This window comes from Janthinobacterium sp. PSRC1-1, from assembly GCF_049897525.1.
Lineage (GTDB): Bacteria > Pseudomonadota > Gammaproteobacteria > Burkholderiales > Burkholderiaceae_D > Janthinobacterium > Janthinobacterium tructae.
Genome location: NZ_JAFCWK010000004.1, coordinates 483,429 through 497,243, shown reverse-complemented (window position 1 = coordinate 497,243; position 13,815 = coordinate 483,429). Strand labels below are relative to the sequence as shown.

The 13,815-nt window shown below is 64.3% G+C and carries 15 protein-coding genes; 6 read left to right on the top strand and 9 right to left on the bottom strand.

All coding sequences use genetic code 11. The annotated features are described in order from the left end of the window. Positions 1-55 precede the first annotated feature (55 nt). The 3 genes from ACP7DW_RS11565 to ACP7DW_RS11555 form a co-directional block, all read right to left on the bottom strand. Positions 56-493: a CHRD domain-containing protein gene (locus ACP7DW_RS11565; protein ID WP_426054893.1), complete on the bottom strand. Its 438-nt coding sequence runs from the start codon at positions 491-493 to the stop codon at positions 56-58. 155 nt (positions 494-648) lie between these two features. Beyond that, complete coding sequence (locus ACP7DW_RS11560; RefSeq protein WP_071080157.1) at positions 649-1,206, bottom strand: winged helix-turn-helix transcriptional regulator; 558 nt, start codon at positions 1,204-1,206, stop codon at positions 649-651. A gap of 163 nt (positions 1,207-1,369) precedes the next feature. Continuing rightward, complete coding sequence (locus tag ACP7DW_RS11555; protein ID WP_426054894.1) at positions 1,370-1,504, bottom strand: hypothetical protein; 135 nt, start codon at positions 1,502-1,504, stop codon at positions 1,370-1,372. A gap of 346 nt (positions 1,505-1,850) precedes the next feature. Between ACP7DW_RS11555 and ACP7DW_RS11550 the strand changes: the two genes are divergently transcribed. After that, on the top strand, positions 1,851-2,657 hold the full coding sequence (locus ACP7DW_RS11550; RefSeq protein ID WP_426054895.1) for a response regulator transcription factor: 807 nt from the start codon (positions 1,851-1,853) through the stop codon (positions 2,655-2,657). Positions 2,658-2,666: 9 nt separating this feature from the next. Here the strand turns inward: ACP7DW_RS11550 and ACP7DW_RS11545 are convergent, their stop codons facing one another. Together ACP7DW_RS11545 and pnuC are read right to left on the bottom strand one after the other, a co-directional pair. Continuing rightward, positions 2,667-5,234 (bottom strand): TonB-dependent receptor, encoded by a 2,568-nt coding sequence (locus tag ACP7DW_RS11545; RefSeq protein ID WP_426054896.1) that lies wholly within the window; start codon positions 5,232-5,234, stop codon positions 2,667-2,669. 330 nt (positions 5,235-5,564) lie between these two features. Then, the gene (gene pnuC / locus ACP7DW_RS11540) at positions 5,565-6,155 is read right to left on the bottom strand and encodes a nicotinamide riboside transporter PnuC (protein WP_426054897.1); all 591 of its coding nucleotides are present in this window, start codon (positions 6,153-6,155) and stop codon (positions 5,565-5,567) included. A gap of 227 nt (positions 6,156-6,382) precedes the next feature. Here pnuC and ACP7DW_RS11535 point away from each other — a divergent pair, with 227 nt between their 5' ends. Further along, entirely contained in the window at positions 6,383-7,138 is a 756-nt protein-coding gene (locus ACP7DW_RS11535; protein WP_426054898.1) for a substrate-binding periplasmic protein, read from the top strand. Between the two features lie 84 nt (positions 7,139-7,222). Here ACP7DW_RS11535 and ACP7DW_RS11530 read toward each other — a convergent pair whose 3' ends face one another. Then, positions 7,223-8,089, bottom strand: coding sequence for a pirin family protein (locus tag ACP7DW_RS11530; RefSeq protein ID WP_426054899.1), 867 nt, complete (start codon positions 8,087-8,089; stop codon positions 7,223-7,225). A gap of 119 nt (positions 8,090-8,208) precedes the next feature. Between ACP7DW_RS11530 and ACP7DW_RS11525 the strand changes: the two genes are divergently transcribed. Both ACP7DW_RS11525 and ACP7DW_RS11520 read left to right on the top strand, forming a co-directional pair. Beyond that, positions 8,209-9,114: a LysR family transcriptional regulator gene (locus tag ACP7DW_RS11525; RefSeq protein ID WP_426054901.1), complete on the top strand. Its 906-nt coding sequence runs from the start codon at positions 8,209-8,211 to the stop codon at positions 9,112-9,114. 46 nt (positions 9,115-9,160) lie between these two features. Further along, complete coding sequence (locus ACP7DW_RS11520; RefSeq protein ID WP_426054902.1) at positions 9,161-9,964, top strand: metallophosphoesterase family protein; 804 nt, start codon at positions 9,161-9,163, stop codon at positions 9,962-9,964. A gap of 123 nt (positions 9,965-10,087) precedes the next feature. On the opposite strand, the gene bla is transcribed toward ACP7DW_RS11520, so the two are convergent. Continuing rightward, positions 10,088-11,032, bottom strand: a complete 945-nt coding sequence (gene bla, locus ACP7DW_RS11515; RefSeq protein ID WP_426054903.1) for a subclass B3 metallo-beta-lactamase — start codon at positions 11,030-11,032, stop codon at positions 10,088-10,090. An 86-nt stretch (positions 11,033-11,118) separates the two neighbouring features. Between bla and ACP7DW_RS11510 the strand changes: the two genes are divergently transcribed. After that, positions 11,119-11,976, top strand: a complete 858-nt coding sequence (locus tag ACP7DW_RS11510) for a metallophosphoesterase family protein (protein WP_426054904.1) — start codon at positions 11,119-11,121, stop codon at positions 11,974-11,976. Here ACP7DW_RS11510 and ACP7DW_RS11505 read toward each other — a convergent pair. Next, a complete protein-coding gene (locus ACP7DW_RS11505) occupies positions 11,934-12,500 on the bottom strand; it encodes a dihydrofolate reductase family protein (RefSeq protein WP_426054905.1) in 567 nt (188 codons plus the stop codon). The genes ACP7DW_RS11510 and ACP7DW_RS11505 overlap by 43 nt on opposite strands. Positions 12,501-12,541: 41 nt before the next feature. Between ACP7DW_RS11505 and ACP7DW_RS11500 the strand changes: the two genes are divergently transcribed. Then, positions 12,542-13,129 (top strand): TetR/AcrR family transcriptional regulator, encoded by a 588-nt coding sequence (locus ACP7DW_RS11500; RefSeq protein ID WP_426054906.1) that lies wholly within the window; start codon positions 12,542-12,544, stop codon positions 13,127-13,129. Between the two features lie 7 nt (positions 13,130-13,136). Here ACP7DW_RS11500 and ACP7DW_RS11495 read toward each other — a convergent pair whose 3' ends face one another. Next, positions 13,137-13,814 carry a type 1 glutamine amidotransferase domain-containing protein gene (locus tag ACP7DW_RS11495; protein WP_426054907.1) on the bottom strand — a complete coding sequence of 226 codons (678 nt, stop codon included), beginning with the start codon at positions 13,812-13,814 and terminating at the stop codon, positions 13,137-13,139. Position 13,815: the final 1 nt, after the last annotated feature.

Sequence of the window (13,815 nt, the reverse complement as noted above, 5' to 3'; positions counted from 1 at the left end):
AAAAAAAGGCCGCTCGCGCGGCCCAAGGAGGTTTCCGGAAAACGCCGATGGCAGGCTAAGGCTTGAGCTGGGCGCGGATCTCGCCGGCCGGGTAGGCGGCGCTGTGCACGTTCACGTACAAGTTGCCGGCCTGGTAGCTCGCATGCTGGGACGGCGTGAGCAGGGTGCCGGCCGGTACGGCAAACGTGCCTTCGGCGGTTTTCACCAGCGGCACGATGACGGGGCCGTTGGCGCCCACCGGCGCTTCATGGATATGCGCGACGGTAGCCAGCATGCCCGTGTAGCGCACGCCGCCGCTGACGCTGCGGTCGTGGGCGACGCGGATATTGCTGCTGCCGCTGGCCGTGCTGGTATTGGCCGGCACTTCCTGCGCGCCAGTCAAGGTGACATCATGACCGCCCGGATGATGCGGACCATGGGAACAGGCACCCAGCAAGGCGGCCAGCGCCAGCACGGTGGCGGCGCGGCGTACGTGTTGTTGCAATATGCTCATCGCAGATCTCCTTCAACGGACAGCGGATCAGGGAGGGCGCCCGGTCCGCATAAGCGGGCCTGCGCCGCACTGGTGTTGCATACTGCGACGGTAACGCCATACCGTCGTACACGCTTTGCTGTGCGCCAAACTTGCTGCTCGCCTGCCGTCGCGCCTCAGGCCAGATGCCCTTCCGCCACCCAGCCCCGGTTGGCTGGCGCTGGCTTCGGTTTGGGGGCGATGCCGCTGCTTTTTTCCGCATCGAGGATGATGCTGCGCATGCTGTCGCTGGCGGCCGGCCCCGGCGCGAACGCGTAGTACTCATCATTGATGGGCAAGCCCGTCATGGCATCGACCAGCACGGGATCGGCAGCCAGGCCCGTGTCGCGGCTGGCGATGACGAGGCTGGCGCCTTCCGGCGCGAAATTTTCATTGCCCCAGGCGATAAAGGCCAGCAAGACGGGCTTGAAGGCGCGCCCGGACTTGCTCAGCACATAGTCGTAGCGCGGCGGCTTGGCGCAATACAGGCGGCGCGTCATCAAGCCGCCCTCCACCAGGTCGGCCAGGCGGCGCGTCAGGATGGTGGGCGCGATCTTGAGGCTTTTTTCAAATTCGTCGAAGCGCGTCTTGCCATAAAACGCTTCGCGCAGGATGAGGATGCTCCACCATTCGCCCACCTTGCCCAGGCTGCGGGCAATCGGGCAAGGCAAATTGTTAAAGTTGGTATGTTTCATGACCATCTCCTCACATTAATTCAACACAACAATCGAAAAAATCTCAGTTGCAACACGGAAACATATGTTTTCCTGCGCGACGGGGCCAGCCTCGGCACGGACAAGGCGGAGCTTGAGCATCAGGGAAGCAGAACCGGCATTCACGCAGCGCCTGGCTTGACAGTCAACGGTGGCCGTGATGCCCGACTTGCAGGTATCGGGCGCCGGTGCCGCTCAGATACACGGCCGTGTCGGCGCCACGCGGCAGCAGTGCCGTGCTGGCGGCAACGATAAGGTGGGGGGAAATAACTCGCAACATGATACCTCCTGATGATCGAACATCATTAATGAGCCCGTCAATATGAAGGACGTCGAGGATAGTCACGGTATTGCCGGCGTTTTTTGGGGCACGCAAACCAGGACAACAAAATATCAGCGCCGAGAGCCAGGAACCTGAGGGCGTCGGTTTTTTTGCCGCATTTACAAAACAGATTTTTTAACCATCGACATTGCTTTAAGTCAATGCATGGGTGAATTATTAGCGATCTGGGAAATCGCCGCTTCTTCTGGCGGAGAAACCTCTTTTGAAACACGAGAAAAGCAGAAAAAAAGGAAAAGCGAGGCATAATAAGCCACACTTGCTTTTTGGTTAAGTCATCCATGCCATGCCATTGACCAGCGAAACCGTCAAAAAAAAAATCTTGATCGTGGACGATTCCGCGTTCGAGCAACGCATGCTGATGGAGCTGCTCAGCGAGCAGCCCTACCGTTTCACCATCGCGTTCAACGGTTACCAGGGCTACCAGCTGGCATTGGCCACGCTGCCCGACCTGATCCTGCTCGACGTGCGCATGCCCGAGATGGATGGCTACACGGCATGCCGATTGCTCAAGGCCAATCCCGAAACGGAACAGATACCCGTCATCTTTCTCAGCGGCGCCGATGCCGCCAAGGAACGCATCATGGGCTTGCAGGTGGGCGGCGTCGACTATATTTCGAAGCCGTTCACGCCGGAAGAACTGGCCGCGCGCATCCATATCCACCTGGGGTTGATGCGTAAGAGCAACAGTACCTTGCCAGCCACGACGCCTATCCGCGACAAGCCCCAGCATCCCGACCTGGTGTTCGTCAATGCGGTCAAACAGCTCATTATCGACAACCTGGGCAGCCTGCCCAACCTGTCCGAGATCGCCCGCAGCGTGGGCACCTACCGCGAAAAGCTGACCCTGATGTTCCGCGAACAAACGGGCATGACGGTGTTTGCCTTCATCCGCGAAGCGCGCATCGCCCGCGGCGTGGCATTGCTGCAGCAGACAGACATCGACGTGCAGGATATCGCCCTGCTGATCGGCTTTCACAACGCGGGCAACTTCGCCACCGCCTTCCGCGAGCGTATGGGCATGACACCCAGCGCCTACCGCCAGCGCCTGCAGGAGCAGACGGGCCAGCGGCAGGTGTCAAACGGGCATTAGCACTGCAGATCAGAACTTGTAGTTCAGCTTGAGCGAGGCGAAACGGCCGCGCGGGTCGGCCTGTGTATAGTCGAAGCCCGAGGCTGAGTAATCCCACGGCGCGCGTTTGTTGGCCAGGTTTTGCACGATGAAGGTGACGTTCGCCTTGGGTGTCACCTGCCAGCTGCTGGTCACGTCGAAGGTGCTGAACGCGGCCACCGATTCATCGGGATGCGTGTTTTGCGCATAGCTGCCCACGTAGTTCCAGGTCAGCGTGGATGACCACTTGCCCTGCTCCCAGGTGGCCGAGGTGACGCCGCGCCATTTCGGGATGGAGCCGAAATCATTGGTGCCGGCGCCGTTCGTCAGCGGTGCGCCATCGGACAGCGGCTCGGCAAAGCGCAGCACGCGGCTCAGCTGGCCGGCCAGGGTCAGCTTGCCCCAGTCCTGGTCGACGAAGCGCTGGCGCAGGTCGAGGTCGATGCCCGACACTTCACGCTGTCCCTGGTTGCGGTACTGGCGGTACAGGGTCGTGATGCGGCCATCGGCGTCGCGCGTGATCTTCTGCGGCGCCGACGCTTCATTGGCCAGCGTGGTGGTGGCGCTTTCCGTGCCGATCACGCCATCTTGCTTGATGCGGTAGTAATCGAGGCCGATGCTCGAGCTGCTGGTCGGCGAGACCACCACGCCCAGGTTCAGGTTATTCGACCGCTCCGGACGCAGCGCCGTATTGGCGATGGTAATGGCCGTCACGCCGCGCGTCTGCGTCGGTGTGACGGGGTCCTTCGGATCGAGCACGCTGACATAGCTGACGGCCGTGCTTTGCGTGATTTCCGGCAGCGACGGCGCACGGAAGCCGCGCGACACGGTGCCGCGCACCAGCAGCCACGGCGCGGCCTGGTAGCGCGCGCTGGCTTTCGGCGAAAACGCATTGCCGAAATCGCTGTAATGGTCGGCGCGGCCCGCCACGTTGACGGACAGGTCTTTCAGCACCGGCACGTTGAATTCGGCAAACAGGGCCGACACGCTGCGCGAGCCGTTGATGATGTTGATCGCCGGGCGCAGCTCCGTGCCCGACAGCACGGCCGTCGAGGTTTGCGAATCCATCTTTTCGCGGCGCCACTGCGCGCCGGCGGCAAAGCCCAGCGGACCGGCCGGCAGCTGCCACAAGTCTTTCGCGGCCGAAAAGTCGACGGTGTCGAGGGTCGACTCGGCCGGACGCAGGGTCGACAGGCGCAGGCGGTTGCGCACCGCTTCGCTGTTTTGCGACTGGTCAAAGAAGTTATAGCTGCCGTCGGCCAGCACCTTCTGGAATGCATAGCGGTTGACGAAGTTCTGCACGGTTTCCTCCAGCTTGCTGCTCGAGTGGCCCACGGCCGCATCCCAGTCCCAGCCCGCCAGGGTGCCCTTGGCACCGGCCAGCGCGCGGTAGAAGGTGACCTTGTCCTGCTTCAGGCGCGGTCCCAGGTCGAACAGGGTAGCCGTGAACGGCAGCGGCGTGGCGCCCGGATTGTTCGGATGGCCGACAGGCAGCACGACGGGGATCGTGTCGAGCGCCTGGGTGGCGTTGTTCCACACGCGCGTGGCATTGTTGACGGTGAGCGGCGCGCTGAAGGTCTGGTCGGCGCGCGAATAGCTGTGCAGCAAGTCGACATACGCTTGCGTGTCCGCGTTCAGTTTGAAGGTGGCGCGCGCGGCCGTGTGGATGCGCTCGATGCCGGGAATCAGGGTTTTATACGGCGACGGGTTGTACGCCAGCACGTTCCCCGTCTTGCCGGGCGTGATATCGCCATAATTGACCAGTTGCAGTGGTCCACGCACGCCGCCCAGGGTGCGGGTCGGGTCGGTGCCCGCGTAATTGGTGATGGCCCAGCCCAGGCTGCCCCGCTGCTGCTGGCGGAAGTCCGCATCGCGCATCCACGCCACGTCGCTTTGCTGCAGCTTGTCGCGCTGCTGCGCATCGACCGAGAAGACCAGGCTGTAGCCGTCTTCCTCGAGCTTGCCGAAACCCGTCTGCAGCGCCGCGCTCTTTTCATGCTGGCCCGTGCCTTCGGTCGAGCCGCCCCACTGCGCCGTGATGTCCGTGCCCGTGAATTCCTGGTACAGGATGATGTTGACCACGCCGGCCACGGCGTCGGAGCCGTAGACGGACGAGGCGCCATCCTTGAGCACCTCGATGCGCTGCACGGCCGCCATCGGCAAGCTGTTCAGGTCGACAAAGGTTTCCTGCAGGTTTTGCGCCGTCGCATAGCTGGCCACGCGCTTGCCATTGACGAGGATCAGGGTATTTTTCTGGCCGATGCCGCGCAGCGACAGGCCCGAGGTGCCGGCCGAGAAACTGCCCGTATATTGTTCGTTGTAGCTGTTGCCGCTGTTGGCGGAGATGGCGCGCAGCACATCCGACACGCTGGTCTTGCCGCTGGCTTTCAACTCCTTGGCCGTGATGACCTGCACCGCGCTGGCGCCCTCCTTTTCGCTGACGCGGATATTCGAGCCGGTGACGTTGACCCGCAGCATGTCCTCTTCGGCGTGGACAAGGGTAGGGAAAGCGGGAAAGGCGGCGGCAATGGCAAGACTGATGGCGAGTGGTTTGAACATGGTTTCCTCTTATTGGGATTGCAGCCTTTTTCAGATAAAAAAGGCCGAGCAGGGACACGCGGACCGGATGGGCCAGCGGGCAAAACGACGACGGGGGTATGCAGGAATTACGGGATGCGTGGACGGGCACGCACCGGCATCGACTGCGCCATGCATTGCATGGTCAGCTGGTGCGGGGCGGCATAAAAACAGGCGGAAAGACTAAAGCGCAACATAAAAGACACCGGTAAGCGGGGAAATGCCACTATATCCCGGTGTCTTTATGGCGTGAACGAATTAAAAATTGATTGTATATACGATTTGAATCTAAGGACTTGGCGTTTGGCAATATCAGGCGTCGGCCATCGCCTGCGGCGCGGCCGCCGCGCGGCGTGCCTGCACGCCCCACCAGTACCAGGAAATCAGGGCGTTGACCCAGTACGCCGCATACAGCACGGCCGTCAGGTGCAGGCCGCGGCTGTAATAGAGCGGCACGGCCACGGTATTGACCAGCAGCCAGAAGGCCCAGGTTTCGATGCGCCGGTTCATCAGCAAGAATTGCGCGATGATGCTAAATACCAACACTGCCGAATCGATGAAGGGCGCGTAGGCATTCGTAAACCGGTGCAGCAACATGCCGTAGATCACCACGGAAGCGATGCCGGCTGGCACCACCCAGGCCAGGCTGCGCCAGCCCGTGCGCGTGATCGGCAACGGTTTGCCGCCGGCGCCACGCCGCCATTGCAGCCAGCCGATGACGCAGGTGACGATGAAAAACAGCTGCAGCATCACGTCGGCGTACAGATTAACCTGGAAAAACAGCACGGCAAACAGCACGCAGCCGACGATGCCGATCCACCAGGAATGAATATTATTGCGTCCGGCCAGAATGATGGAGGCAGTCATCAGCACATTGGCGGCGATCTCGAGCGGGGGAGTCAAGCGGATTTCCTTTGCGGGGCAGTGGTGGCACCGCGCCACTATAGCCGATTACACTACCCGGTGTTCGCCACGCTGGAGGCGAAACCAGGGGAGAAAGCGGCAAAAAACGCGCCAATATCGAGGAAATGCGAACCAGGCCAGCCTTCAGCCGCCGCAGCCCTTGACTTCCATGGCCATTCTGGCAAATTGAATATCAAGTTGAAACTCCAGGAAGCTCTCTTATGCGCATGCGCCATCTCCTGTTTGCGGCAGTGCTCGGCATATCCGCCCTGCCCGCCGTAGCTTGCCGCATGACCATGGCGCTGGAACAGTGGCCGCCGTATCTCTACCGCGATGCCCAGGGCCGCGCTACGGGCCTGGACCTGGAACTGCTGCGCGCCATTTTCAAGGAAGCACACTGCACCCTCGTCACCCTGCCGGAACTGCCCACGGCGCGGCGCCAGTTGCTGTTCCAGAAAGGGGAGCTGGACCTGATGCTGGCCGCCTCCGACACCTCGGAGCGCCATGCGTATGCGCGTTTCAGCGTGAGCTATCGCGACGAAACCGTGGGCATCTTCGGCAAGGCCGGTACGCACGCAGCGCAGCGCCATGTCGGCAGCTTCGCGCAGCTCGCGCGCGGCAAGGCGACCTTGCTGGCGCCCAAAGTGGGCTGGTATGGCGCGCAGTATGCGGCGGCCCGGCCGGCGCTGGAAAAGGCAGGTCGACTGAATACCTTCGGCAGCTTCCAGCAGGGCGTGCGCATGCTCGAGGCGGACCGCGCCGACCTGCTGCTGGGCGACGTGCTGGCCGTGCGCCACGAAGCGCGCCTGCAGGGCGTTGCCTTGAACACCCTGCCCTTCCTGGTCCTGCGCGCCCCCGTGCACCTGATGCTCAATGCGCGCACGACCAGCGCCGCCGACCTGGCGCGCATGAACACCGCCATCACGCACCTGGAACAGCGCGGCGCGCTGGCGGCGATACGCAACAGCTACGAAGCGCCGTAGCGGCGTTCAATCCCTGGCAGCGGCCGCGAGGATATCCGGCTTTTGCACGCCTGGTGTCACGGGATGCGGTGGAGACGGTACACATTACGTCGCGATGCGGGCGAAGCGGCCGCTGTTGAAGTCCTCGAACGCCTGCGCGATTTCCGTTTCCGTATTCATGACGAAGGGGCCATGGCCGACGATGGGCTCATCGATCGGCTCGCCGCTCAGCAGCAGCACCACGGCGTCGCTGTTCGCCTCGACGGTGATGCTGTCGCCATCGCGTTCGAACAGCGCCATCTGCGCTTCGCGCACCACGCTCTCGCCATTCACCAGTACCGTGCCGTGCAGGACGATCAGCGCCGTACTCCAGCCGGCGTGCACCGGCAGCTGCGTCAGCTTGCGCTGCGCCAGGCGCACGTCCCACACCTGCATAGTCGAGAACGTGCGGGCCGGGCCATGCTGGCCGTCGAAGTCGCCGGCGATCACGCGCACGGAACCGCCGCCGTCCGGCAGCGCCACCGTGGGAATCGTCTCGCTGCTAATCGCCTGGTAGCCGGGCGCCGTCATCTTGTCTTTCGCCGGCAGGTTCACCCACAGCTGCACCATTTCCAGCGTGCCGCCCGACTGCGTGAAGGCGGGCGAATGAAACTCTTCATGCACGATGCCGGCACCGGCCGTCATCCACTGCACGTCGCCGGGGCCGATCACGCCGCCCTGGCCCGTCGAATCGCGGTGCGCCACTTCGCCCTGGTAGACGATGGTCACCGTTTCAAAGCCCCGGTGCGGGTGCGAGCCGACGCCGGGCGGACGCGTGCCGGGAGCAAATTCGGCAGGGCCGGCATAGTCGAGCAGCAGGAAGGGACTCAGCTGCTTGCCATGGCCGCCGTAGGAAAACATCGAGCGCACGGGAAAACCGTCGCCGACCCAGTGCTGGCGTGGTGCGCTGTAGATACCTGTGACTGTGTTCATCTCGATCTCCTGTTGGGGGTTGCCATACGATGGAGACAGAATACGCTTGCAACGATGAAGGCGGTAGACGGTAAAATTCGCCATCAGCGTTCCAAAAATAGAACGATCAAGGAGGCGGCATGCAGGACCTGAATGACTTGTATTACTTTGTGCAGGTGGTCGATCATGGCGGCTTCGCCCCGGCCGGGCGCAAGCTGGGCATGCCGAAATCCACACTGAGCCGGCGCATCGCGCTGCTCGAAGAGCGGCTCGGCGTGCGCCTGCTGCAGCGCACGACGCGGCATTTTTCCGTCACCGACGTGGGCCAGACGTTTTACGAGCATTGCAAGGCCATGCTGGTGGAAGCGGAGGCGGCGCAGGAAGCGATCGAGCTGACGCGGGCGGCGCCGCGCGGCACGGTGCGCCTGTCCTGCCCCATCGCCCTGCTCCATTCCCTGGTCGCGCCCATGCTGGCCGGTTTCATGCGCGAGCATCCGCAGGTGACCGTGCTGCTCGAAGCGAGCAACCGCCGCGTCGATCTGGTGGCCGAGGGCATCGACGTGGCCATCCGCGTGCGCCCGCCGCCGCTGCCCGACAGCGACCTGGTGCTGCGCGTGCTGGCCGAACGCAGCCAGTGCATGGTGGGCAGCCCGCTGCTGTTCGCCGGCGCGACGCTGCCGCAAGCGCCGGCCGACCTTGCCGACTGGCCCAGCCTGGCCCTGGGCACGCCGCAACAACAGTACCAGTGGGATTTGCATGGCCCCGATGGCGCGCGCGCCCAGCTGCGCCACACGCCGCGCTTCGTCACGGGCGACATGCTGACCCTGCGCGACGCGGCCGTGGCCGGCGTGGGCGTGGTGCAGCTGCCGACCATGATGATCACCGCGCAGGTGGCCAATGGCAGCCTGCTGCCACTGATGGCGCAATGGCGGCCGCAGCGCGAAATCATCCACGCCGTCTTCCCGTCGCGGCGCGGCCTGCTGCCGGCCGTGCGCGCGCTGATCGACTACCTGGCGCACGGCTTCGCCGCGCTGGAGGAAGAGTGAGGCTTTTCAGGTACGATGGCGTACTCGCCAATCGCCCGGATACCGCATGCGTTTATTGATCTTGTCGGACCTGCACCATGAGTTATGGCGCGAGGATGCGCCGCAAGGCGACCTCGCGCTCAGCCGTCCCGACGCCGTGATCCTGGCCGGCGACATCGACACGGGCACCCGCGCCGTCGCCTGGGCGGCCAGTACGTTTGCGGGCCTGCCGGTGCTGTACGTGCATGGCAACCACGAAGGCTATGGCCACCATCTGGACAAGGTGCGCCAGGAGCTGCGCAGCGCCTGCGCCGCCACGCAGAACGTGCATTTTCTCGACGCCGACAGCCATGTCATCACCGGCCAGGCCGGCAACGCCGTGCGCTTCCTGGGCGCCACCCTGTGGACGGATTTCCGCCTGCTGGGCGACGACACGCGGCAAGCGGCCATGCGCGATGCGGAAACCATCATGAACGACTACCAGCGCATCCGCCTGGCCAACATGGGTTATCGCAAGCTGCGCGCGGCCGATACGGCCATGTTCCACGCGCAGCAAAAAGCCTGGCTGGCGCACGAACTGGCGCAGCCCTTCGAAGGCCGCACGGTGGTCATCAGCCACATGGCGCCGTCGCTGCTGTCGGTCGATGATGCCTACGGCAGAGAAGCGTGTTCGCCCGCCTATGCTTCGCGCCTGGACGAGCTGGCCGCGCAGGCGGACCTGTGGGTGCATGGCCACCTCCACGTCTCGCGCGACTATCGGATCGGCCAGTGCCGCGTCGTAGCCAACCCCTGCGGCTACAAGACGCGCAGCGGCACGCCGCAAAATCCCGCTTTTGATCCGAACTTCATCGTCGAGCTGCCGGCCCGCTAATCGTCAGGCTTCAAACGCCCCGCCAGCCATTGCTGCAGGCGGTGCTTGCCGGCCGCCACCAGCCGATTGCGCGGCTTGGGCGTGGTTTTCACTTTGATTTTCATGGCGCATGCGCCAACGTTGTTAATTTGTCGCAGCCGCTTTTTCTTTCGCGATGCGGGCATCGAGCTTGGCTTCATTTTTGGCAGCGTAATGGCGGCACGCCTGCGCATCGATGAAGGGATTCGGCGTGACGCCTTCCAGCAATTGCGTCAGCTTGCCGTCGCCGCCGGAGTGGTCGGGGTGGGCCGAGATCAGGATGTCGCACGGCAGTTTGGCGAAGTCCTGCATGACGCGGCGGAAGGCCGGCGTCAGGTCCGCGTGGCGCTCATCGCCCAGGTAATGAAAATCATCGGCCGCCACCGGCGTGAGGCTGGCGCCGAACACCACGTTCAGGCATTCCTGACGCTGCGCATCCTCGCACGAGACCCAGGTCCAGCTGGTGCTGCCCGGCGTATGCCCGGGCGTGTAGCGCGCCGTGATGGTCACGTCGCCCAGTTGCAGGGTTTCGCCATCGGCGATCTCGCGCACGTTTTCCACGGCCGGCATGGGATCGATTTCGCCCGCTTGCGGGTCCATGGCGAGCACCGCTCCCGCGCGCAGCGCCTCCGCTCCCAGCGGACTGGCCACCACTTGCGCGCCGCTGTCGCGGGCCAGGGCGGCGATGCCGCCCGAATGGTCGAAATGCGCTTCCGTATTCAGGATGAACTTGATGTCTTGCAGGCGAAAGCCCAGCTCGAGGATATGTTCCTTGATGGCGGCCACCGATTGCGGCAAGGCACCATCGATCAGGATCAGGCCTGCGCGCGTATCGATCAGCACCACGCTCAAACCGCCCACGCCCACGTAATAGGTGTCGCCGTGGATGCGCGCCGGTTGCTGCGCACGGTTCCACTGCGCCGCATACGGCGAGGCGATCGGCTGCGTCAAAGGATCGATGGCGGGCGTGGCGGCATGCGCCGTCAACGGCAGCGCCATGGCGGCCAGCGCGATACTGAGCAAGGTCTTGGGAAAGAAGAAAGGCGGCATGCGGCTCCAGGAAGATAGGCGGGATGAATCGATGCCATAGAGTAACGTCGCCAGCCTGGCGCGGTCAAGCGGACGGACGCGGCCACTTGCGCTACGATAGAGGCCCATCGACTGCCGCGCGCCTTGCCGCGCCCACTGCCATGCGTTTGCTGATCCTGTCCGACCTGCACCTGGAAGTCTGGGGTGAAGACACGCCCGCCATCGACCTTGCCACCAGCCGCCCCGACGTGGTGATCCTGGCCGGCGACATCGCCACGGGCAACCATGCCATCGCCTGGGCCGCGCGCACCTTCGGCGCCCTGCCCGTGCTGTATGTGCACGGCAATCACGAGGGCTATGGGCACCAGCTCGAACACATGCAGGACGCCGTGCGCGACGCCTGTGCCAGCGCGAATGCGCAGGGCGCCAACATCGGCCTGCTCGACGGCGACGCCGTGGTCTTGCACGGCGTGCGTTTTCTCGGCATCACGCTGTGGACGGATTTTCTGCTGTTCGGCGCCGAGCGCCAGGAAGAAGCGCTTAACGCGGCGCAAGCCTATATGCCCGACTACAAGCGCATCAGCACGGGTGGCGACGCGCCGCGCCTCTTGTGCGCGGCCGACACGGCGCAGCTGCACGCGCGGCACAAGACCTGGCTAGCCGGGCAACTGGCGCAACCGTTCGCCGGCAAGACCGTCGTCATCACGCACATGGCGCCCTCGATGCTGTCGGTGGAAGAGCAGTACGCGACGAACCTGGGCTCGCCCGCCTTCGCCTCGCAGCTGGACGACCTGGTGGCGCAGGCGGACCTGTGGGTGCATGGCCACATGCACGCCTCGCTCGACTACCAGATAGGCGAGTGCCGCGTCGTGTGCAACCCCTGCGGCTACAAGCGGCCGGACGGCACGCCCGAGAACGAACGCTACGATCCCGGCTTCATCGTCGACATCGCCAGCGCGGTGTAATTTTTTCGATAGCGCAGCTGCGCCACGCCGCTGGGCAGCTGGCGCGTGCCGTCCAGGCGCCAGTCGCTGCGCGGCAAGCCATCCTCGAACAGGCGCACGCCCTTGCCCAGCACCACGGGCAGCACGGACAAGGTGACACTGTCGATGACGCCTTCGCGCAAACCAGCGCGGATGACGGCGCCGCCATCGAGATACACGTGGCGGCAGCCCTCCTCTGCCAGCCCCTCCAGCACTGCGCGCACGCCGCCTTCGCGGCGCTGCTCGCCATGGCGTGGCGCGAAGTCGCGGTGGCTCAATACCACCACGCGCTTGCCCGCATACGGCCACGGCTCGAACCCCAGCACGGCGTCATACGTGGTGCGGCCGATCAGCAGGGTATCGACCTGCTCCATCAAGGCCGTGTAGCCGGTGGCGTCGGGCGAGTCGGGCGCCAGCTCGGCCAGCCAGGACAGGTCGCCATTCTCTCCCGCGATACAGCCATCGATGCTGATGCCGAGAAAGGCACTGACGAAAGGTTTTTGCATGAAGCACTCCCCGATTAATTCTACAGTGTAGAATTATGCCCATGAAAACCGAAAAAATTCAAGCCATCACCTCTCCCGTGCGCCGCGCCGGGCGTCCGCGCCGCGCCGCGCCCGCGCTGGACAGCGCCAGCATCCTGCACGCTGCCCTGGCCCTGCTGGAAGAACAAGGCGAAGCATTTTCCATGCGCGCGCTGGCGCACAGCCTGGGCGTCGACGCCATGGCCGTGTATCACTACTACGCGGGAAAAGAGGAATTATTGCTGGCCTTGATGGCGCAGCGTTTTGCCGCGCTCGATCCGCACCAGCCGCCGTTTAACCAACGCCAGGGGCCGCAGCGCCGCCTGCTCGCGCTGTGCGCGCTGTACCTGGAACTGGTCAGCGCCACGCCGTATTTCGTGCGCCTGATGGCGCGCGGGCTGGTGGAACAAGCCGACGTGGCCGAGCGGTTCACGGCGCTGTTCGAGCAGGCCGTCGACGGGCTCGCGCTGGACAAAAAAACCCGGCTGCGCGGGCGCGACGCGCTCGTCGATTTCCTGCACGGCTATGCGCTGGCGGGCAGGCCCGCCAGCGAGACAGCCTGGCATGCCTCGGTCGGCCTGCTCCTGGCGGGCATGACCGCCCGGCACTAGCCGAGCATCAGGCCAGCAGCTTGAGCAGCGCCTGGGCGGCCGCTTCCGACGACGCGGGATTCTGGCCCGTGACCAGCAAGCCATCGGTGACGGCGTACGGCTGCCAGTCGCCCAGCTTCGAGTAGACGCCGCCGTTTGCCTTCAGCATGTCCTCGACCAGGAAGGGCACGATGGCCGTCAAGCCGACGGCGTCTTCCTCGGTATTCGTAAAGCCCGTCACCTGCTTGCCGCGCACCAGCGGCGTGCCATCCGCCGCCTTCACATGGCGCAACACGCCGGGCGCGTGGCAGACGGCGGCGACGGGCTTGCCGGCGGCGATCATCTGTTCGATCAGCGCGATCGAGTGCGGATCTTCGGCCAGGTCCCACAGCGGACCATGGCCGCCCGGGTAAAACACGGCGTCAAAGTCGGCCGCCTTCACGTCGGCCAGCTTACCCGTGTTGGCCAGCACGGCTTGCGCAGCGGCGTCCTGCTTGAAACGGCGCGTGGCGTCCGTTTGCGAATCGGCCTCGTCGCTTTTCGGGTCCAGCGGCGGCTGGCCGCCGTTGGGTGACACCACCGTCAGCTTCGCGCCCGCTTCCTGCAAGGCATAGTAAGGCGCGGCGAATTCTTCCAGCCAGAAGCCGGTTTTCTTGCCAGTGTCGCCGAGTTGATCGTGCGAGGTCAGTACCATCAGGATGTTCATG